The sequence below is a fragment of the Streptomyces sp. MMG1121 genome, assembly GCF_001280015.1.
Lineage (GTDB): Bacteria > Actinomycetota > Actinomycetes > Streptomycetales > Streptomycetaceae > Streptomyces.
The window spans coordinates 103,621-122,578 of sequence record NZ_LGDV01000119.1 but is presented as its reverse complement, the minus strand read 5'-3'; the positions used below and the strand labels follow the sequence as shown (position 1 = coordinate 122,578).

Genomic DNA, 18,958 nt, shown 5'->3' with positions numbered 1-18,958 from the left:
TGCCCTTTCGGGAGGGGTCGGCCTGGTCGGTGGCCGGCGGTTGCTTAGCGGTCCCCGAAGACGGTGCGGTGCCAGTCCTTCCTGGCCACCGCGGTGTTGTCGAACATTACGTGCTTGACCTGCGTGTACTCCTCGAAGGAATACACCGACATGTCCTTGCCGAAGCCGGACGCCTTGTAGCCGCCGTGCGGCATCTCGCTGATGATCGGGATGTGGTCGTTGATCCACACACAGCCCGCCTTGATCTCGCGGGTGGCGCGATTGGCCCGGTAGACGTTGCCGCTCCAGGCGGAGGCGGCGAGGCCGTACGGGGTGTCGTTGGCCAGCCGGATCCCTTCATCATCCGTGTCGAACGGCAGGACCACCAGAACCGGCCCGAAGATCTCGGACTGGACGATCTCGCTGTCCTGGGCCGCGCCCGCGATCAGCGTCGGCCGGTAGTAGGCGCCCTTCTCCAGCGCGCCCTTCGGGGCCTCGCCGCCGGTCACCACGCGCGCGTAGGCACGCGCGCGGTCCACGAACGCGGCGACCCGGTCCCGCTGGACGTGCGAGATGAGCGGTCCGAGGTCGGTGCCGGGAGCGAAGGGATCGCCCAGCCGTACGGTCTCCATCAGCGCCGCGGTGCGCTCCACGAACGCCTCGTACAGCGGTCGCTGCACGTACGCGCGCGTGGCGGCCGTGCAGTCCTGGCCGGTGTTGATGAGCGCACCGGCGACGGCCCCGTTCGCGGCGGCCTCCAGGTCGGCGTCGTCGAACACCACGAAGGGCGCCTTGCCGCCCAGCTCCAGATGCAGGCGCTTGACGGTGGCGGTGGCGATCTCGGCGACCCGCTTGCCGACGGCCGTGGACCCGGTGAAGGAGGTCATGGCGACGTCGGGGTGACCGATCAGATGCTCGCCCGCCTCCTTGCCGGTGCCCGTGACGATGTTGATGACCCCGTCCGGGATTCCGGCGTCGGTCGCGGCCCGCGCGAACAGCAGCGAGGTGAGCGGGGTCAGCTCGGCGGGCTTGAGCACGATGGTGTTGCCCGCGGCGATCGCCGGGAGGATCTTCCAGGCGGCCATCTGGAGGGGGTAGTTCCAGGGCGCGATGGACCCGACGACGCCGATCGGCTCGCGCCGGACGTACGACGTGTGGTCACCGGAGTACTCGCCGGCGGACTGGCCCTGCAGATGCCGGGCGGCGCCCGCGAAGAAGGCGGTGTTGTCGATGGTGCCCGGCACGTCGAACTCGCGGGTCAGCTTCAGCGGCTTGCCGCACTGCAGTGACTCGGCGCGGGCCAGCTCCTCGGCGCGGTCGGCGAGCACGGCGGCGAAGCGGTGCATGGCCTCGGAGCGCTCGCCCGGAGTGGCCGCGGCCCAGCCCGGGAACGCCTCGCGCGCGGCGGCCACGGCCGCGTCGACGTCGTCGGCGCCGGCCAGTTCGTAGGTGTACACCTCCTCCCCGGTGGCGGGGTCGACCACGGCGTGGGTACGGCCCGAGGAACCCTTCGCCTGGCGGCCCGCGATGAACTGCGCGCCTTCGGCGAATCGGTCCTGCGCGGGGAATCGTTCCGGGGTGGCAATGCCCGGGTTGTGCATGTCGCTCTCCTCCGCCGTACGCCCCGTCCCGGGGGTGGGTGGCGTAGCTCCAGCTCGATTTGAGTGCCGATCCTGACAGAGCAATAGGACTCCAACAAGTGATTCCGTTGTTGCCTTTTGGTTACGCGACGGAATCTGTCGACCAGGTGTCGAGTCGCAATGGAAAAGGACGGACGGAGTGTCAGTGGTGCGTGCCACACTCGCGTGCATGGGGAAGATCGACGGGGTGGAAGCCCTGATCAGCGAGGTCCGGGCAGGGGCCCACATCAAGTACCTCCACTTCTGGGGGCACCGGCCGCGGAAGGACGGCAGCATCGGCTCGGGCTGTCTGAGCCAGTGGTGGCCGTCACCCTTCGTGGTGGACGGTGTGGAGTACGCGACGGCGGAGCACTGGATGATGGCGGGCAAGGCCCGGCTGTTCGCGGACGCTGCGGCGGAGCGCGAGGTGCTGGCCGCGGGGCATCCCGCCGAGGCGAAGAAGGCCGGGCGGCTGGTCCGGGGCTTCGACGAGGCGATATGGGAGCGGGAGCGGTTCCGGATCGTGGTCGAGGGCAGCGTGCACAAGTTCGCCGCCGACGACGCGCTGCGCGCGTTCCTCCTCGGCACCGGTGACCGTGTGCTGGTCGAGGCGAGCCCTGTGGACCGGGTATGGGGTATCGGACTCGCGGCGAGTGACGAGGCGGCGATGGATCCGCAGCGGTGGCGGGGGCCGAATCTGCTGGGGTTCGCGCTGATGGCGGCGCGGGAGAGGCTGGCGGCGGCCTGAGCGGACCGGGGCGCGGGGCCGTGCCGACACGCGGCCTCGTCGCCGCAGGCCGTCACCGAGGACGCGGGGCAGGGCGAGGGCTACGTGGCGGCGGCGATGACGACACCGTAGAAGCCGACCATCAGCACGATGCCCGCCACGCCGCAGATGAGCCCCGCCAGCGCCATGCCCGGGTTCGTCGCCTCGCCCCGCTTCGCCTTCCCGCGGCCGATCGCGCCGAAGATGATCGCGAGGATGCCCAGCACCAGGGCGATCGGCCACATCAGGAAGCCGACCGCGGCCAGGATGCCGCACACCAGGGCGGCGGTGCCCAGACCGTTGCTCGGGGCCGGCTGCATGCCGGGCCAGCCGTAGCCGTTCGCGGCCGGGTAGGCGCCGGGGTAGGACAGCTGCGTCCCGCCGCCCGGGTAGCCGTAGGCCGACGGCGTGCCCGGGTAGCCGTACGGCACCTGGCCGGGGCCGTCGGGCGCGATGGGCGGCGGGGGCACGGGCTCGGTCGCCGGGTACTGTCCGACGGGCGGGGCGTACGGCAGCGCCGTGCCGGCGGGCGGGGCGTACGGGTTCGCGGGGGCGGTCGGGGGCGCGTACGGAGTCGCCATCGGGGTGGCCGTCGGCGGGGCGTACGGGTCGGCGGGGGGCGCGAAGGGGTTCGCCGCGGACGCGGGGCCTGCGGAGGGCGGGGCCCAGGTCGAGGGGACCGCGTCAGTCGGCACCGAGATCAGCGTCTGCTGATCGTGGACGGAGCCGGGTCCGGGGCCGCCCGGAGCCGGGGCCTGCGGGGCCGTCGGCGTCGCGTCCGCGGACTTGCCCAGCGGCACCCCGGGGGACTCGGGCCGCCCGCCGGCGGGCTGCTGCTCCGGTGGCATGGACCGCGGCACCTCGTCGGACATCTGAACGTAACCCCCTCGAACGGCTGTGCCTCATGCTACGGGCCGCCGCCGCTCCGGACGGCACGGGCCGGGGCCTACGATGATCCCGCGCAATCGATCAGCCGATCACCACGCCCGCACCACGCTTCCGGTCCGCGGGCGCCCGTCCCGGGGAGGACCCCTTGACCGACCACAGCTCCGCACTCGCCACCGGCACGGCAGACCGCGATCTGCGGACCTTCATCGCCGGCCTCCCCAAAGCCGAACTGCACGTCCACCACGTCGGCTCGGCCTCCCCCCGCATCGTCTCGGAACTGGCCGCCCGGCACGCCGACTCCAAGGTCCCCAGCGACCCCGAGGCCCTGGCCGACTTCTTCACCTTCACCGACTTCGCGCACTTCATCGAGGTGTATCTGTCGGTGGTCGACCTGATCCGCACCCCCGAGGACGTCCGGCTGCTCACCTACGAGGTGGCCCGTGACCTGGCCCGACAGCAGGTGCGGTACGCCGAGCTGACCATCACCCCCTTCTCCTCCACGCGGCGCGGCATCGACGCGATGGCCTTCATGGCGGCCATCGAGGACGCCCGCAAAGCGGCCGAGGCCGAGTTCGGGACCGTACTGCGCTGGTGCTTCGACATTCCCGGCGAGGCCGGGCTGGATTCCGCCGAGGAGACGGCCCGGCTGGCCACGGACGACCGGATCCGGCCGGAGGGCCTGGTGTCGTTCGGGCTCGGCGGGCCCGAGATCGGTGTACCCCGGCCGCAGTTCAAGCCGTACTTCGACCGTGCCATCTCCGCCGGTCTGCACTCCGTGCCGCACGCCGGCGAGACGACCGGCCCACAGACCGTGTGGGACGCGCTGACCGAGCTGCGCGCCGAGCGGATCGGGCACGGCACCAGTTCCGCGCAGGACCCGGAGCTGCTCGCCCACCTCGCCGAGCACCGCATCCCGCTGGAGGTCTGCCCGACCTCCAACATCGCCACCCGCGCGGTGCGCACCCTGGACGAGCACCCGATCAAGGAGTTCACGCGGGCCGGGGTGCTGGTCACGATCAACTCCGACGACCCGCCGATGTTCGGCACCGACCTCAACAACGAGTACGCGGTGGCGGCCCGGCTGCTGGACCTGGACGAGCGCGGCCTCGCCGACCTCGCCAGGAACGCCGTCGAGGCGTCCTTCCTGGACGCGCCGGGCAAGGCGCGGATCGCGGCGGAGATCGACACGTACACCACCGCCTGGCTCGCCCGCTGAACCCGTGCCCCCGCCACAATGGGGGCCATGCAGACCGTGACCGCCGTGGCCCATCGCGGCGACCCCTACCGCTTTCGCGAGAACACGACCGACTCGCTGCGTTCCGCGCTCGACCAGGGCGCGGACGCGGTCGAGATCGACGTACGGCTCACCCGTGACGGCGTCCCCGTGCTGTTGCACGACGAGACGCTCAAGCGGCTGTGGGAACTCGACCGGCCGCTCGGCGCGCTGTCCGCCGAGGAGGTGCGCGGGCTCACCTCGGGCGGCGTGCCGACGCTCGCCGAGGCACTGGCCGCGACCGGCGACAGCCGGGTGATGGTGGACCTGTGCGGACGGGTCGACCGCAAGGTGGTGGACCGGGTCATGGACGTGGTCCGGCAGAGCGGGGCGCGGGACCGCGTCTACTACTGCGCGCACGCCGACGCCATGCTCGCCGTCCGCGCCGCCGACCCGGCCGCCGAGATCGCCCTGACCTGGACCACCCTCGCCCCGCCCCGGCCGGCGCTGCTCGACGTGGTCCGACCGCGCTGGCTCAACTACCGCTTCTCGCTGGTGACCCGCGACCTCGCGGCCCGCGTCCACCACGACGGCCACCTGCTGTCCGTCTGGACCCCGGACACCCGCCGCTCGATGAGCCGACTGCTGGACCTGGGCGTCGACTCGATCACGACGAACCGGGTCGAGGTCCTGCACGCCCTGCGCTCCCGGTAGGCCCCGCGGGCCTGGCGCGCCCGGTGCTGGACGCGTGAGCGCCGGGCCACCGTCGCGGCGTCGGCGGGGCGGCCCGGGTGAGGTACTGCGGCACCGGGTGCCGTCCTTGCCCGTGTCCCGGCCCAGGCCGCCCTGCCGGGCGCCCTGGGCGGGGCCGGTCGTGACGTCCTGGTGCACGGCGTCCCAGGTGGTCGGGAAGACGCCCGGACCGGGCCGGCGGCATGATCTCCACGACGGCCGCCCCGGAGCGGCTTGTGACGGCGCTCATCTCGGGCCGGATCGTGCCCGGGCCGCAGTCGCGGGAGATGTTCACGGTGCCGCGGGTGCGGCAGGGGAGGGCCGGTCACAGGGCCGGGCTCCAGCGGTTCGCGTCCGGGGGCACGGCGTTCTGGGCCGAGTCCGGTGCACGCCACGGCTGCTTGGCGGGGATCGCCGCCAACCGGGACCTGCGCCGCACCCTCGTCCACTCGGTGAACTCGGCGGACGCCGAGGGGGAGTCGATGAACCCGGTGGTCATGCGCATCGTCGAGGCGGCCCTCAAGCGACCGTGGCCGGGGCGGCGTCCGGTGCGCCGAGCGTCTCCAGCCGCTTGATCTTCTTCCGTACGACATACAGCGGAATCACCCCGAACACCCCGAAGGACATGTCGATCAGGCTCCACCAGAAGGGAATTCCGCGGATCGGTCCGCAGACGAGGGCGAGCGGGATGATGCCGGCGCAGGCGATCATCGCGAACTCGACGACCCAGATGTTGCGGACGGGGTCGCGATACGGGCCGTAGAAGGCGACCGCGATGACGAGATGGGCGAAGGCCAGCCAGTCGGTGCCGTAGAGCAGGAAGGGGTAGTCGGCGTCGGCGGTGTCGAGCCCGTCCCGTACCCGCTCGATCCAGTTCATCAGCCCCGGAAGGTGCTCGGGCACGGACAGCGCGCGCAACGCGCTCTCGGTCCAGCGCAGTTCGTGCACCAGGGGGAAGGCGGTGGCCCCGCTGAGGACGAGGCACACGACGAAGAGGACCAACCAGACGCGAATGCCCTTGAGCAGGGCGGCTCTGTCGCTCATGGCAGCAGCGTACGCCGGGAATTGAACACGTTCAAAAGAGGGGCGGCCGCCGGCGAACCACTCCCCCGCACGCGACGGGTCGCCGGCAATGCCGGACAATGGCCTCCCCGAACCCGGTGGTTGCGACGGGACGGCGCTGCCGGCCCTGAAGGAGTGAGCAACTCCGTGCCATTCCGCACGACCGTGTCTGCGCCCACCTCCGGAACACCGGTGACGCATGACCTGGACCTGTCCGAGGACTACGAGTCGCTGGTCATGGATGCCTGTGACCTGCTGGGCGAGACGGACTGCCGCTTCCATGTGGCAGGGTTCGGCCAGGACCCCTGGCCCGTGAACGTCTCCTACGACCTGTCATCGGTCATCGAGCAACTCCCCCGGGCGCGGGCGTCCCTCCGCCGGCGGGACCGGGCACAGATCGACTTCTACGGACAGGGGATCGAACGCGTCATCACCTTCGCCCCGGCCGGCGACCGCATCACCTTGACCTGTACGTCGCGGACCGGCTGGATTCCCGACCCGGCGACGGAGACAGCCCGCCGTTCGGACATCGAGCACATGCTGGCAACTCTGGCCCGTGACTTCCGACGCGCGTTCGACCGGGCCTGTGCGGACGTCGCGGCACGGGAACACCTCGCATCCTGGGGGTCGGACGGGCGGTGGTGACCAGGATTGCCCGTCGCCCCAGGGCAACGTTCGTGACCTGCGCCGATGCCGGCCAAACCGCGCACGCGGTCATGGGAAAACAGAACGGGAAAGATGCTCACGCGCACCACACGTATTCGACGGATAATTACGCAACAGTGAGCTGCACCCGATTACCCCAACCCCATGCGCAACATTGAAATTTTCTCTTGTGGCACCTACCCGGCTGGCTGTAGCCTGCGGTACGCAAAGATAAGGGCACACCAAGTAGTCTCCGCATTGCGCGCTTTCCGAGAAACCGGGGGGACGAAGGGATGCATTCCCTATTAACGCGATTACGGGAATGGCGTCGACTCGGGCAGCTGATTCACAGTGTCATCGCAAGCCTGACGACGTTATCGTGCGTCACTCCCCTCGCCGCGCCCCACGGCGAGAACATGAGTCCGAGATGATCGGTCTGCCTGCTCACGAGAGGCCTGCCGCACCCGTGCGGCCGCCAGGGAACGGGCCCGCGGCCCACTCGGCGATCTCGATGGCTCCCGTGCACCGCTGCTGACGGGGCAGCGGTCTGCGCGCCAGGCGTTGCCTGCAGCGATACCAATTCGCAGCCCGGCCGTCTCAGTCCTCATGAACAATCTGCACCCTCTTGCACCGTCCATCCGGCTTGCTCGCGCCGAAAATCCACGCACCCCGTGGATTCATCTCATGGACGCACTCGGTTCCAAGCCTTTCGATTCACGCGACCAGGGCGCGGACCGCATCCGACAATTCTGCAGGAAAGATGACGGGGGAGTTCAGTAATGTCCGATTCCACCACCACGCCCGCCCGCACGAACCGGTCGGCCGACACTTCCCGAGCGCGGGCGAACGTCCAGATCTCCTCCACTCCGGGAGCGGTGGATCTACCGTCGCTTGTGCCGATCATGTACACCTACATGTTCCGGAACATCGCCAGTGACGGCTTCGTCTTCAGCGATCCGCAGTCGCCGGGCGACATTTCCCGGGACTCGAAGCCGGGTTGCATCATCGCCGCCCCGTCCTTCCCGGCCGACACCCCCGGCATCGACGAGGACTACGTCTTCAACTGGGTGCGCGACGGGGCCATCACGGCCATGGAGGTGGCCAAGGCCGACATGCCCACCCGCCCGGGCGGGACGGTGCAGACGCTCAACGACTACGTGCAGTTCGCCGACCTCTGCCACTCCAACGCCCAGCCGCCGTTGACCAAGGGGCACGCCTGCTTCAACATCGCCGGCGACGCCCGCCCGTGGACCGAGCAGAACGACGGTCCGGCCCTGCAGACGATCACCATCCTGGCCGCCTACGACCAGCTCGATCTCGGCACCCAGAAGCGCGCGGTCGACCTGGTGAACTCGAACGTGGCCTACCTCCTCGGCGTCTACCAGAGCCCCACCACGAACCTGTGGGAGGAGCACAGCGGGTACAGCTTCTTCGCCCGCTCCGCCCAGCTGCGCTGCTTCGAGGAGATCCAGGCCTCGACCATCGTCGGCATCGACAAGCCGACCGGACTGCGGCCCGCCGTCAAGTGGTTGCGCCAGGCCCTTGCGGGCCACTGGGACGGGAGCACGTACGTGAGCATGCTGGCCGACCCCGGTGACGGGTCCCAGCCCTCTCCCCAGAACCCGGTCGTCAGCGGTTACGACCCGAACATCGACATCGTCCAGTCGGCCGTCTACGGCGCCCTTCCCGTCACCGACACCAAGCTGCTGGCCACAGCGGCCCGACTGCGCTCGCAGTGGGAGGAGGGCGGCATCGCCTTCTACCCGGTCAACAAGGCCGACAAGGAACAGTTCGGGATCGGGCCGTTGTTCGGCCGCTACCCGGGCGACGTGTACGACGGTGACACCGCGCACCCGGTGCTCGGCGGCCACCCCTGGGCCCTGTCCACGTGCAACGTCGCCGAGTTGCACTACAAGCTGGCCGCCGAGATCAAGTCGAGCGGCAAAGTGCCCGTGGACGACCTGTCCGCACCCTTCTTCGCCCAGTCCGGCATCGACGCGTCGACGGCCCCGGCGGCAGCCGCCGCCGCTTTGACGGCGACCGGTGACGCCATGGTGCGGGCCGTCATCTACCACAGTGACAACCTGGAGCTCTCCGAGCAGTTCGACGGCGCCACCGGCTTCGAGCGCAGTGTGCACAACCTGACGTGGAGCTACGCCTCCTACCTGTCCGCCATGCGGGCCCGCGCCGAGGCCGTGTGACCCATGGCCGACCGACTCGAACCCCCACCACCACACCGGTCCCGGCCGCGCCTGGCAGCGGAGGAGTGACTGCCCCATGTACGCGAAGTTCCCCGAGGGGGCGGCGAAACGCACCGACCCCGCGGCGGCGGCCGAGGTGCTCTACGACGCCGTCATCGTCGGCGGCGGCATAGCCGGCGCCCTCATCGCCTCACGGCTGAGTGACGCCGGCAAGAGGGTACTGATACTCGAAGCGGGCCCGGTCGAGGACCTCACCCTGAGGGGCTACGAGAGCTACCTCGACCGCTTCTACTCGGCTACGAGCAAGGACAACCAGTCCCCCTACCCGGTCTCCGCCAACGCCCCGATGCCCCGCGGCACCGACGCACGGCGCATCGTCCCGGGCGCGCCCGACGCCTCCGCCTACCTCGTCCAGAGCGGGCCGTTCGCCACCGACACCACCTATACGCGGGTCCTCGGCGGCACCACCATGCACTGGGAGGCCAAGACACTGCGGATGCTCCCCGAGGACTTCCGGATGCGCACGCTCTACGGCGAGGGGGCCGACTGGCCGCTCACCTACGAGGACCTCGCCCCGTACTACAACGAGGCCGAACGCGAGATCGGCGTCTCCGCCGACGTGGAGGACCAGGCCTACCTCGGGATGACCTTCGACGAGGGGTACGTGTTCCCCATGAAGGGGCTACCTCTGTCGTACCTGGACCAAATGGTGGCCAAGGACCTCGACGGGATGCCCGTCGAGCTCGACGGGGAGCGGCACGAGCTGCGGGTCCGGCCGTTCCCGCAGGGGCGCAACGGGATACCGAACCCGGCCTACGACGGCGGGAAGGGCTACCTGCCGCGCGGGGCGGTGAGCACGTACCAGGTCGAGGTCGGCGGGCGGTGCCAGGGCAACAACAACTGCGTGCCCATCTGTCCGGTGCAGGCCAAGTACACCGCCGGCAAGACCCTCGCGGTGGCCCTCCAGAGCGGCCGGGTGGACCTGGTGGCCCAGGCGGTGGCCCACAAGGTGCACGTCGACGAGCGCACCCGCCGGGTGACCGAGATCGAGTACCGCCGCTACGACCGGCCCGACAGCCCCGGCTTCACCACCATGAGGGCCCGGGGCCGGCTGTTCGTCCTCGCCGCCAACGCGGTGGAGAACCCCCGGCTGATGCTGGCCTCCGGCCTGCGCAGCTCGAGCGGCCTGATGGGGCGGAACTTCATGGACCACGCCTACCTGTTGGCGTGGGCCCTGTTACCGGAGGTGGCCGGCACCTTCCGGGGCACGAACTGCACGGGCGGCATCACCGACCTGCGCGGGGGCCGCTTCCGCCGCCGCCAGGCGGCATTCAGCGTCGACATCCACAACGACGGCTGGGGCTGGGCCCGGGGGGCACCGATGACCGACCTGATCGACCTGGTGGACGCCGGCGGCCGCCACGGCGAGTCCCTCCGCCAGGGTCTGGTGGACCGGGTGTCCCGCCAGCTGCAGTTGGCGTTCATGGTCGAGGTCCCCGCCAACCCGAGCAACCGGATCACCGTGGACCCGGCCTACACCGACCACCTGGGGAACATGCGGCCCATCCTCACCTACGACATCCCCGACTACACGATGCGGGGGGTGGCGTACGCCCGGCAGCTGTCGAAACGGATCTTCGCCCGCCTCGGAGCCGAGGACCACACCGAGTACGACCCGAACTTCTGGGGCTACGCCGTCCACGCCGGCGAGGGGTACGAGATCCGAGGGGGCAACCACCTCGCCGGCACCCACACGATGGGCAGCGACCCCTCGACCTCGGTGGTCGACCCGGACCAGCGGTGCTGGGACCACCAGAACCTCTACCTGGTCGGCGGGGGAAGCATGCCCACCGTGGGCACGTCGAACGTGACGCTCACCATCGCCGCCCTGTGCCTGCGCAGCGTCCGGTCCATGCTGGCCCAGCTCGACGCCGAGACCGCGCCGATCGCCGTGGAGGTGGCCCGGTGACCGCGTCGACCATCAACGACCGTGACGACCTGATCAGCTACCTGCACGTGGCGCTGGCGCTCGAGCACGCGACCATCCCGCCCTACCTGACCGCGTACTACTCCATCCACTCCACCACCAACTCCGACGCGGCCCACATCATCCGGGTGGTCGCGGTGGAGGAGATGCTGCACCTGACCCTCGTCGCCAACGTCCTGAACGCCATCGGCGGCAGGCCCGACCTGACCCGCCCCGGCTTCGTGCCGTCCTACCCGGCCTACCTGCCGGACGGGGAGAACGACTTCACCGTCGACCTACGGCCCCTGTCCCCCGAGGCGGTGGAGACGTTCTGCAAGATCGAGCGGCCGGGCCGGGCCCCCAGCGCCGACGCACGGCTGCTGCCCACACCGGACAGCGGGCGTCCGGTACTGGCCTTCAGCCCGACGGCCGAGGGGATGCGCTTCTACAGCATCGGCGAGTTCTACGCGGAGATCATCGAAGGGCTCGGGAAGGTGGCGGCCGACGATCCCAAGCTCTTCTGCGGAGATCCGGCCCTGCAGGTGGGGCCCGAGTACTTCTACTCCGGCGGCGGGTCGGTGATCGTCGTCTCCGACCTGGACTCCGCCTGCCGGGCGCTGCGCTTCATCGCCGCTCAGGGCGAGGGCCTCGACTCGGGCATCTACGACGCGGACGGGGAGCTGGCCCACTACTACCGGTTCCGGCAACTTCAGCTCGGCCGCTACTACCAGGTGGGCGACGACCCCGACACGCCGTCGGGTCCACCGCTCAGCGTCGGCTGGGACGACGTGTACGACGTGAAGGTGAGCGTCCGGCTGGCCGACTTCCCGCCGGGATCGGAACTCGCCCGTGTCGCCCGGGACTTCAACGCCGAATACGGGGCCTTCCTCGCCGTGCTCACCAGAGCGTTCAACGGGCGGCCAGGCCTCCTGCAGGACGCCGTCTGCGACATGTTCCGCCTGCGCGACGGGTTCAACCGGCTGGTACGCAACCCGCTGCCGGGCAGTGACGGCCTGCACGCCGCTCCTACCTTCGAGATCCCGACCGCGGTCGGGGCCTCCGGTGAGACAGCGCGGGCGGTGACACGATGACCGCCCCGTCGCCCGAGGAGTTCGAGGAGTTCCTCTGCCTGTCGGTCGACCTCACCGCCTTCGAGGAGACCGACCTGCTCGGCACCGGTCTGGCCCGGCGGTACCTGGCCAAAGTGCGGGCCGCCTGCGGCGACGACATCGTCACCGCCCTCCTGGAGGCCCACCGGGCCGCCCGGGCCGACGCAGCCGGTGATGCCGGCAGGCCTGACCGGATCCCGCTCGACCGGGCCCTGCTCGACCGGGCCCTGCGCCACCGGATCTTCAGCGACGACCGCCTCGGCCCGGTGGCCCGCAATGTGATCAAGCTCTGGTACGCCGGGACGTGGTACGCGCTGCCACCCGAGTGGACCGACTGCTACGGGGCCCGTGCTGCGGGCGAAACCTCCACGATCACTGCCGCCTCGTACCAGGAGGGGCTGCTGTGGCGGGCCATCGGGGCCAATCCTCCAGGCGCCAAGGGGCCCGGCTACGGCTCCTGGGCCCAGCCACCGCGCATCGAGGACCGCTACCTGAAAGGGGCGACGACATGACAGGACCGGCTGACCGCCTCGGCCCGGACAAGGTGAAGCTCGGCGTCTGCTGCACCCTGTGGTGGAACGACGACTTCCCCGCCATCGACGCCGGCATCTCCTTCGGCCAGGCCGTGAGCGAGATGGCGCTCGCCGGCTTCCAGGGCTGCAGCATCGGGCACAAGTACCCCTCGGACGCCGTCGCGCTCAAGGCCGCCCTCGATCTCCGCGGCCTTCGGGTGTCCGAGCCCTGGACGAGCACGTACTTCACCATCGACAAGATGCGGCACAAGACGATCGCCGCCTTCGAGGAGACGCTCGCCCATGTCAAGGCGCTGGGCGGGACCGAGCTGGTCGTGGCCGAGTTCGGAGCGTCGTCGCACCTGCTCCCCGTCGACGTGTTCGCCAACCGCCCGATCTTCACCGACGCCCAGTGGGACGCCCTCACGTCGGGCCTGCACGAGCTCGGCAAGATTGCCAACTCAGCCGGGATGAAGCTCAGTTACCACCACCACATGGGTACCGGCGTCATGACGAGGGCCGACGTGGACCGGCTGATGGCCTCGACCGATCCGGCCCTGGTCCACCTGCTGCTCGACACCGGCCACGCCGCCTTCGCCGGCGACGATCCACTGGAGATGGCCCGGGCCCACGCCGACCGCATCGGCCACGTGCATCTGAAGAGCATCCGGCCCGAGGTCGTGAGCCGGGTGCGGGAAGAAGGCCTGTCGTTCCAGGAGGGCGTCCAGCTCGGCGTCTTCACCGTGCCCGGAGACGGCGCGATCGACTTCCGGCCCATCCTCGAGGTGCTGGCCGACGCCGACTACCGGGGGTGGCTGGTCGTGGAAGCCGAGCAGGACCCGCACAAGGCCGTCCCGCTCGAGTACGCCAAGAAGGCCCGCGCCTACCTCGCCGACGTCTTGGGCTGGTAGCGAACGGAGGACACCGGGAATGAACGCGACATTCAAACGGGACGTGTTCTTCAGCTTCTTCATGTTCACGGCCGATTTGAGGCCGCAGGACTCACGTTACACCGCAGTCCTGATCAATCATCTGAAGGCCCTCACCGACATGGGCTACGACGGCTTCGACCTGCATATCGCCTCCCGGCCCGCGACCGTCGACCACAAGCTCGAGACCGACAGCTATGTCGCCCTCAAGAAGGCGTTCGACCAGGCAGGGCTGAAGGACGTGAAGTTCACGACCAATGTCGGGGCCACGCGGACCTTCGACCCGACTTCACCCTATGAGGAGCAACGCAGACAAGCCCTGTCCTATCTCACGTCACGCGTCGACATCACGCGGGTCCTGGGCGGCGACTCGATCATGTCAGGGCCGTTCCTCTACCCCTACGGCGTGTTTCCGGTCACGGACGCTGATGAGCCGATATGGAGCGACGCCCTCCAGGACTGGATGGAGTCGCGCTATCGCGCGGCGCGTTCCGTCTTCGAGGATCTGGCGGAGTACGCCGCGGCGCGCGAAGTGAAGCTCGCCATCGAACCCGTCAAGAGCTGGGAGATGCCCCCACCCAACATGGTCTCGGAGGCACTGGACTTCCTCGATGGCCTCGGGCACGTACGGGCCGGCGTGACGATCGACACCGCGCAGGTCGTGATGGAGAGCCAGGGTCCGTCGGTCTTCAAGGACAACGTCGCGAAAGCCGCCCGGCAGGACCGGCTCCACTACGTTCACATCTCCGCGCCCGACCGGGGTGCGGTGAAAGACAGCTGGATCCCGTGGGACGTCGTCCTGAACGAGATCGAGCCGGTGTATCGCGGGCCGTATCTGATCGAGGTGTTCAACGCGATACCGCCGTTCGTCAGCTCCATGCGCATGGCACGTCGGCGCTTCTGGCGGCCCGGCGAGGACGACCCGGTGCCCGACGTCGACAGCGCCTACGACGTCGCGAGGGCCGCATTGGAGGAACTGCGCGAGCAGATCATCACTCCTTCCGCCCGAGTGCCCCGGAAAGGTTCCGAATGCTAGCCCAGGTGTCAGATCCCATCATCATGGTCGTGAAGCAGACGGACGATGTCCGTATTCACACCTTCGTCTCGTCCTTCGCCTACAGCAATATCGCGAACGCCACGCATGTCATCGAGACCAGGAACCAGCTGGTTCTCGTCGACGGCCAGTTTCTCGCGCCTTATGCAAGGGCGTTCAGGGACTACGCGGACAGCCTTGGCAAGCCGATCGAGAGGCTGTACCTTTCCCACCGGCACCCCGACCACTGGTTCGGTTTGGGTACAGCGTTCAACGACATCGCGATCTACGCACTGCCTGAGACCATGAGCTTCATCCAGGAGCACGGAGAAGCCTCGAGAAGTGACCACTGGAAACTCGGCGATCTCGCTCCGGACCAGATAGTCGTGCCCAAGCAAGCCGTCCGGCCCGGCACCGAGACGATCGACGGGGTCAGGTACGTATTCGACCGGGTGACAGAAACCGAAATCGACTTCCACCTGACCATCAGGCTTCCTGAGCTGGGAGTGTGTTTCGCACAGGACCTGATCTACAGCGGCACCCATCTGTATCTGACGACGCATATGGGCCACTGGATCCGGGTGCTCCAGGAAATGCTGTTGTCGGACTACGATCTGTTCATGCCGGGCCACGGCCTGCCGGCCGACAAGAATGAAGTCGCTCGCAACATCGAGTACCTCTCGGCCGCCCGGCAGGCGATCGGCAACGGGCTGGCGGGCGACGCCTTCAAGAGTTTCATGCTCCAGCGGTATCCCGAACGCAAGTGCCCGGGGATATTCGACATATACATGCCCCGGCTGTTCGGCGGCGCGAGCGACTACTGACCAAGGAGGTGTTCAACCATGAACGAGGGCTGCACTGTAGGACAGTACCTGGTGGACCGGCTCCGTCAACTGGGGTTGGAGCATCTCTTCTCCATCGCGGGCGACTACTCGATAGAGTGGTTGAACCGGTACGTCGCGCCGAGCAGCATTGAGATCATCGAGGAGGTCAACGAGGTAAATGCCGGTTACGCGGCGGACGGGTACGCAAGACTGAAGGGTATTGGGGCCCTCTGTGTCACCTACTCCGCGGGCGCGTTGTGTGCCGTGAACGCGGTCGCCGGCGCTTACGTCGAGAAGGTGCCGATCGTACTGATCAATGGCACGCCGAGCGTAAAGAAGACCATCACCTTCGAGCAGACCGGCTTCAGTGCGCATCACTTCATCAGCGGACGCGAAACAGACCTTCAGTCGTTCGAGCACATAACGGTCGCTGCCATACGGGTCGACAACCCGGACCTTGCGCCGACGCTCATAGATTATGCGCTGACCCAGTGCATAAGCGAACGACGCCCGATCTACATCGAGCTTCTCCAGGACATGGTCGACTTGCCGTGCGAGCCGCCGAGGGGTGTTCTGAAGCCTGCCAGGATCTTGTCGGACGAGACCAGCCTGGAACAGTCGGTGGCGCAGATCTGCGCAAAGCTCGAAAGCGCCGAGAACCCGCTCATCTGGGTCGGTGTGGAGATCGACCGGTTCGGCCTTCAGGACAAGGCCATGAGTCTGATACAGCAGCTGAACGTTCCCTTCGTCACGGAACTCCTCAGCAAGGCCGTCCTTTCCGAGGAAGATGCGCTGTTTGTCGGTGTTCTCGACGGCCAGGCGTCATCGGCGGCCGTTACGGAGCTGGCCGCGACGTCTGATTTCGTACTGGCCCTCGGTGTGTGGCTGACGGACATCAACTCGTTGGGCTGGGAGCCGGACTACGACAAGACCGCGTTCGCGTCGTTCGATGCGGTCAAGTTCGGAACCTTTTTCGGCGGACAGGTCGCGTTGGAGCACCTGATGGACGGCATCCTGGCGCAAAAAGTCGCGCCCAAGGCACGGAAACTGCCGGAGAAACCCGCTCGTAGCGCGCCGGCCGTGGGCTCGTCCGATGTGATCACGTACCAGGGGTTCTACAACTTCATCCAGCCGTACATCGACAGGAAAACTCTCGTCGGTGCCGACGCGAGCATGAACTACTTCGGGAGTCTGCTGCTCGATGTGCCGAGACCGGGTGGGTTCATTGCCCAGTCGTCCTACTCGTCGATAGGTTACAGCGCGGCGGCTGCGACGGGTATGTGCTTGGCGAAGGCGCCCGATCAAAGGGTCGTGGTCTTCTCGGGCGACGGCGGATTCCAAATGACCGCCCAATGCCTCTCGACGCAGACTCGCTTCAAGCTCAACCCGATCATCTTCGTCATCGACAACGGCGTCTACGCCGTGGAGCAGTGGCTCGGTGATGCGTCGGTTTTCCATGCCGACAAGCCGTTCTACAAGCCGTGCGTCCTGCACCGGTGGAATTACAGCATGCTGTCAGAGGTATTCGGATGCCGAGGGTGGGAAGTCGGCACGTACGGAGAGCTGACGGATGCCGTGATGGGCGCCCTGAAGAACTCGGACAGCCCATCCATCATCCAGGTCCACGTACCCGACAAATCGATTCCCGAGAATGCGAAATGGAAGACCCAGTAGCGGACAAGGAGCAGGAATAGTGCCGACGAAGATCACTGCAGTCTACGAGAACCCGAAATCCCCCGATGAGTTCGAGGCCACTCACCACGAGCAGATCGCGCTGGCGAAGAAGATCCCCGGAGTCCAGAAGATCGAGAGCGCGAAGGTCTGGCCGAAGGAGGACGGCAGCGCGACGCCGGCCTATCGCGTACTCGACCTGTACTTCACCGACTACGCGGCGGCCAGCAGGGCCGTGACGACCGAAGAGGCATCGGCGTTCGTCGGCAAGGTCTTCGAGCTGGCGACCGGCGGTGTACGGCTCCTCTTCACCGATGTCGAGGAGGTCTGACCTCGACTCTTCCGAGGCATGGTGGCCTCGCCGCGAGCGGCTGACTGCCCGACATGTCCCGCGGCGGGGCGACCGAGGGGGCGTGGTGCGGTGATCTGACGCCTGTCGGCGCGTAGTCGGCGTGGTCGGATCACAACCCCACGATCTTGTTCCACCGCTTCGCGAACTCCACCCGCTCCGTCGACGTGATGTCCCGGGCGATGGCCAGGCGCTTGCGCATCTCGGTGTCCGGGAAGATCAGCGGGTTGTCGGCGAGGGCCGCGGTGTCCTTGTCCTTCGAGGCCGCCAGGACCTCCTTGGCGTCGGGCACCGGGCAGACGTAGTTGACCCAGGCGGCGAGCTTCGCGGCGACCTGTGGGTCGTAGTAGTAGTCGATCAGGCGCTCGGCGTTGGCCTTGTGGTGGGCGCGGTTGGGGATCATCAGGGAGTCCGACCACAGCTCGGCGCCCTCCTCGGGGACGACGAAGCGGATGTCGGGGTTGTCCGCCTGGAGCTGGATGACGTCGCCGGAGTAGGCCTGGCAGGCGAGGACGTCGCCGCTGACCAGGTCCTTGGTGTAGTCGTTGCCGGTGAAGCGGCGGATCTGGCCGCGGTGGACCTGCTGCTCCACCTCGTCGCAGACCTTGTGGAAGTCGTCCGCCGTCCACCTGGTGATGTCCACGCCGTTGCCCTGCATGAGCAGCGCGAAGGACTCGTCCAGGCCGGACAGGAGGGTCACGCGGCCCTTGAGGTCGCTCGCCCAGAGGTCCTTGACGTGCCGGATCTCGCGGCCCAGCTTCTTGCGGTTGTAGGCGATGCCGGTGATGCCCGACTGCCAGGGCACGGTGAAGAGGCGGCCCTTGTCGAAGGCCGGTGAACGGAGCAGGGGGTCCAGGTACTTCGCCACGTTCGGCTGGTGGGCGCGGTCCATCTGCTCCACCCAGCCCAGCCGTACGAACCGGGCGCACATCCAGTCGCTGATGACGATCAGGTCGCGCCCGGTCGACTGGTGGTTCATCAGCGCGGGGCTGATCTTGCCGAAGAACTCGTCGTTGTCGTTGATCTCCTCGACGTAGTCGACGGAGATGCCGGTGCGCTTCTCGAAGCCGTCCAGCGTGGGCCGCTTGTTCGGGTTCTTGTCGTCGGTGTCGATGTACAGCGGCCAGTTCGCCCAGGTCAGCTTCTTTTCCGACGCGGACTGGTCGGCGACGGCCCGGTCGCCGGGTGCGACGTAGGCGGCGGGCACCCCGCAGCCGGCCAGCGCACCGAGCGCGGCCGTGCCGCCGAGTGCGGTCAGCAGGGAACGGCGGGACAACACGGGGTGGCGCGAAGAAGTCTGGGGCACCCCGGAAGCATGCCGTCCCGGCGCTCGGAGCCACAATCGACGCTGCGTCCAGCCCTCCGGACGGGACCCGACACCTTGTCGACCGGACCCAGGACGGGCCGGAAACACAAAGGCGCGGCCCCCGGGCGGGGAGGTGAACCCGCCCGGGGGCCGC

General features: G+C 68.4%; 17 protein-coding genes and 1 pseudogene. 13 read left to right on the top strand and 5 right to left on the bottom strand.

Features of this window, described 5'->3' with window-relative positions; genetic code table 11:
- Positions 1-44 precede the first annotated feature (44 nt).
- Entirely contained in the window at positions 45-1,580 is a 1,536-nt protein-coding gene (locus ADK64_RS13340) for a gamma-aminobutyraldehyde dehydrogenase (RefSeq protein ID WP_053658458.1), read from the bottom strand.
- Between the two features lie 208 nt (positions 1,581-1,788).
- Here ADK64_RS13340 and ADK64_RS13335 point away from each other — a divergent pair, with 208 nt between their 5' ends.
- Positions 1,789-2,346: an NADAR family protein gene (locus tag ADK64_RS13335; RefSeq protein WP_078992634.1), complete on the top strand. Its 558-nt coding sequence runs from the start codon at positions 1,789-1,791 to the stop codon at positions 2,344-2,346.
- An 80-nt stretch (positions 2,347-2,426) separates the two neighbouring features.
- Here the strand turns inward: ADK64_RS13335 and ADK64_RS48410 are convergent, their stop codons facing one another.
- Positions 2,427-3,236, bottom strand: a complete 810-nt coding sequence (locus ADK64_RS48410) for a DUF4190 domain-containing protein (protein WP_267888544.1) — start codon at positions 3,234-3,236, stop codon at positions 2,427-2,429.
- Positions 3,237-3,308: 72 nt separating this feature from the next.
- On the opposite strand from ADK64_RS48410, the pseudogene ADK64_RS13325 reads away from it, so the two are divergent.
- Together ADK64_RS13325 and ADK64_RS13320 are read left to right on the top strand one after the other, a co-directional pair.
- A pseudogene (locus ADK64_RS13325) lies at positions 3,309-4,468 on the top strand (adenosine deaminase); the annotation flags it as partial.
- A 27-nt stretch (positions 4,469-4,495) separates the two neighbouring features.
- Positions 4,496-5,179: a glycerophosphodiester phosphodiesterase gene (locus ADK64_RS13320; protein WP_053658452.1), complete on the top strand. Its 684-nt coding sequence runs from the start codon at positions 4,496-4,498 to the stop codon at positions 5,177-5,179.
- Positions 5,180-5,522: 343 nt separating this feature from the next.
- Here the strand turns inward: ADK64_RS13320 and ADK64_RS45875 are convergent, their stop codons facing one another.
- Together ADK64_RS45875 and ADK64_RS13315 are read right to left on the bottom strand one after the other, a co-directional pair.
- Positions 5,523-5,702, bottom strand: a complete 180-nt coding sequence (locus tag ADK64_RS45875; protein ID WP_234384551.1) for a hypothetical protein — start codon at positions 5,700-5,702, stop codon at positions 5,523-5,525.
- A gap of 14 nt (positions 5,703-5,716) precedes the next feature.
- Positions 5,717-6,241, bottom strand: a complete 525-nt coding sequence (locus ADK64_RS13315) for a hypothetical protein (RefSeq protein WP_053658451.1) — start codon at positions 6,239-6,241, stop codon at positions 5,717-5,719.
- A gap of 165 nt (positions 6,242-6,406) precedes the next feature.
- Here ADK64_RS13315 and ADK64_RS13310 point away from each other — a divergent pair, with 165 nt between their 5' ends.
- The 10 genes from ADK64_RS13310 (at position 6,407) to ADK64_RS13265 (ending at position 17,480) form a co-directional block, all read left to right on the top strand.
- Positions 6,407-6,904, top strand: a complete 498-nt coding sequence (locus ADK64_RS13310) for a hypothetical protein (protein ID WP_159046224.1) — start codon at positions 6,407-6,409, stop codon at positions 6,902-6,904.
- A gap of 902 nt (positions 6,905-7,806) precedes the next feature.
- The gene (locus ADK64_RS13305; protein ID WP_199829596.1) at positions 7,807-9,105 is read left to right on the top strand and encodes a glycoside hydrolase family 15 protein; all 1,299 of its coding nucleotides are present in this window, start codon (positions 7,807-7,809) and stop codon (positions 9,103-9,105) included.
- 76 nt (positions 9,106-9,181) lie between these two features.
- Complete coding sequence (locus ADK64_RS13300) at positions 9,182-11,074, top strand: GMC family oxidoreductase (RefSeq protein ID WP_053658447.1); 1,893 nt, start codon at positions 9,182-9,184, stop codon at positions 11,072-11,074.
- On the top strand, positions 11,071-12,162 hold the full coding sequence (locus ADK64_RS13295; RefSeq protein ID WP_053658445.1) for a ferritin-like domain-containing protein: 1,092 nt from the start codon (positions 11,071-11,073) through the stop codon (positions 12,160-12,162). The genes ADK64_RS13300 and ADK64_RS13295 overlap by 4 nt, the downstream gene beginning before the upstream one ends.
- Entirely contained in the window at positions 12,159-12,692 is a 534-nt protein-coding gene (locus tag ADK64_RS13290) for a hypothetical protein (RefSeq protein WP_053658443.1), read from the top strand. Before ADK64_RS13295 ends, ADK64_RS13290 begins: the two co-directional genes overlap by 4 nt.
- Positions 12,689-13,603, top strand: coding sequence for a myo-inosose-2 dehydratase (gene iolE / locus ADK64_RS13285; RefSeq protein ID WP_053658441.1), 915 nt, complete (start codon positions 12,689-12,691; stop codon positions 13,601-13,603). Before ADK64_RS13290 ends, iolE begins: the two co-directional genes overlap by 4 nt.
- Before the next feature lie 19 nt (positions 13,604-13,622).
- A complete protein-coding gene (locus ADK64_RS13280; protein WP_053658439.1) occupies positions 13,623-14,657 on the top strand; it encodes a sugar phosphate isomerase/epimerase family protein in 1,035 nt (344 codons plus the stop codon).
- 29 nt (positions 14,658-14,686) lie between these two features.
- Entirely contained in the window at positions 14,687-15,478 is a 792-nt protein-coding gene (locus tag ADK64_RS13275) for an MBL fold metallo-hydrolase (RefSeq protein ID WP_199829595.1), read from the top strand.
- 18 nt (positions 15,479-15,496) lie between these two features.
- A complete protein-coding gene (locus ADK64_RS13270; RefSeq protein ID WP_053658435.1) occupies positions 15,497-17,152 on the top strand; it encodes an alpha-keto acid decarboxylase family protein in 1,656 nt (551 codons plus the stop codon).
- 19 nt (positions 17,153-17,171) lie between these two features.
- Positions 17,172-17,480, top strand: a complete 309-nt coding sequence (locus ADK64_RS13265; RefSeq protein ID WP_063789899.1) for an EthD family reductase — start codon at positions 17,172-17,174, stop codon at positions 17,478-17,480.
- Between the two features lie 130 nt (positions 17,481-17,610).
- Here the strand turns inward: ADK64_RS13265 and ADK64_RS13260 are convergent, their stop codons facing one another.
- A complete protein-coding gene (locus ADK64_RS13260) occupies positions 17,611-18,804 on the bottom strand; it encodes an ABC transporter substrate-binding protein (RefSeq protein ID WP_053658431.1) in 1,194 nt (397 codons plus the stop codon).
- Positions 18,805-18,958: the final 154 nt, after the last annotated feature.

Coding starts and splice junctions, on each gene's coding strand:
- ADK64_RS45875 (WP_234384551.1), bottom strand. CDS start 5,702: ATGCGCATGACCACCGGGTTCATCGACTCCCCCTCGGCGTCCGCCGAG.
- ADK64_RS48410 (WP_267888544.1), bottom strand. CDS start 3,236: ATGTCCGACGAGGTGCCGCGGTCCATGCCACCGGAGCAGCAGCCCGCC.
- ADK64_RS13280 (WP_053658439.1), top strand. CDS start 13,623: ATGAACGCGACATTCAAACGGGACGTGTTCTTCAGCTTCTTCATGTTC.
- ADK64_RS13270 (WP_053658435.1), top strand. CDS start 15,497: ATGAACGAGGGCTGCACTGTAGGACAGTACCTGGTGGACCGGCTCCGT.
- ADK64_RS13335 (WP_078992634.1), top strand. CDS start 1,789: ATGGGGAAGATCGACGGGGTGGAAGCCCTGATCAGCGAGGTCCGGGCA.
- ADK64_RS13320 (WP_053658452.1), top strand. CDS start 4,496: ATGCAGACCGTGACCGCCGTGGCCCATCGCGGCGACCCCTACCGCTTT.
- ADK64_RS13305 (WP_199829596.1), top strand. CDS start 7,807: ATGTACACCTACATGTTCCGGAACATCGCCAGTGACGGCTTCGTCTTC.
- ADK64_RS13340 (WP_053658458.1), bottom strand. CDS start 1,580: ATGCACAACCCGGGCATTGCCACCCCGGAACGATTCCCCGCGCAGGAC.
- iolE (WP_053658441.1), top strand. CDS start 12,689: ATGACAGGACCGGCTGACCGCCTCGGCCCGGACAAGGTGAAGCTCGGC.
- ADK64_RS13315 (WP_053658451.1), bottom strand. CDS start 6,241: ATGAGCGACAGAGCCGCCCTGCTCAAGGGCATTCGCGTCTGGTTGGTC.
- ADK64_RS13300 (WP_053658447.1), top strand. CDS start 9,182: ATGTACGCGAAGTTCCCCGAGGGGGCGGCGAAACGCACCGACCCCGCG.
- ADK64_RS13290 (WP_053658443.1), top strand. CDS start 12,159: ATGACCGCCCCGTCGCCCGAGGAGTTCGAGGAGTTCCTCTGCCTGTCG.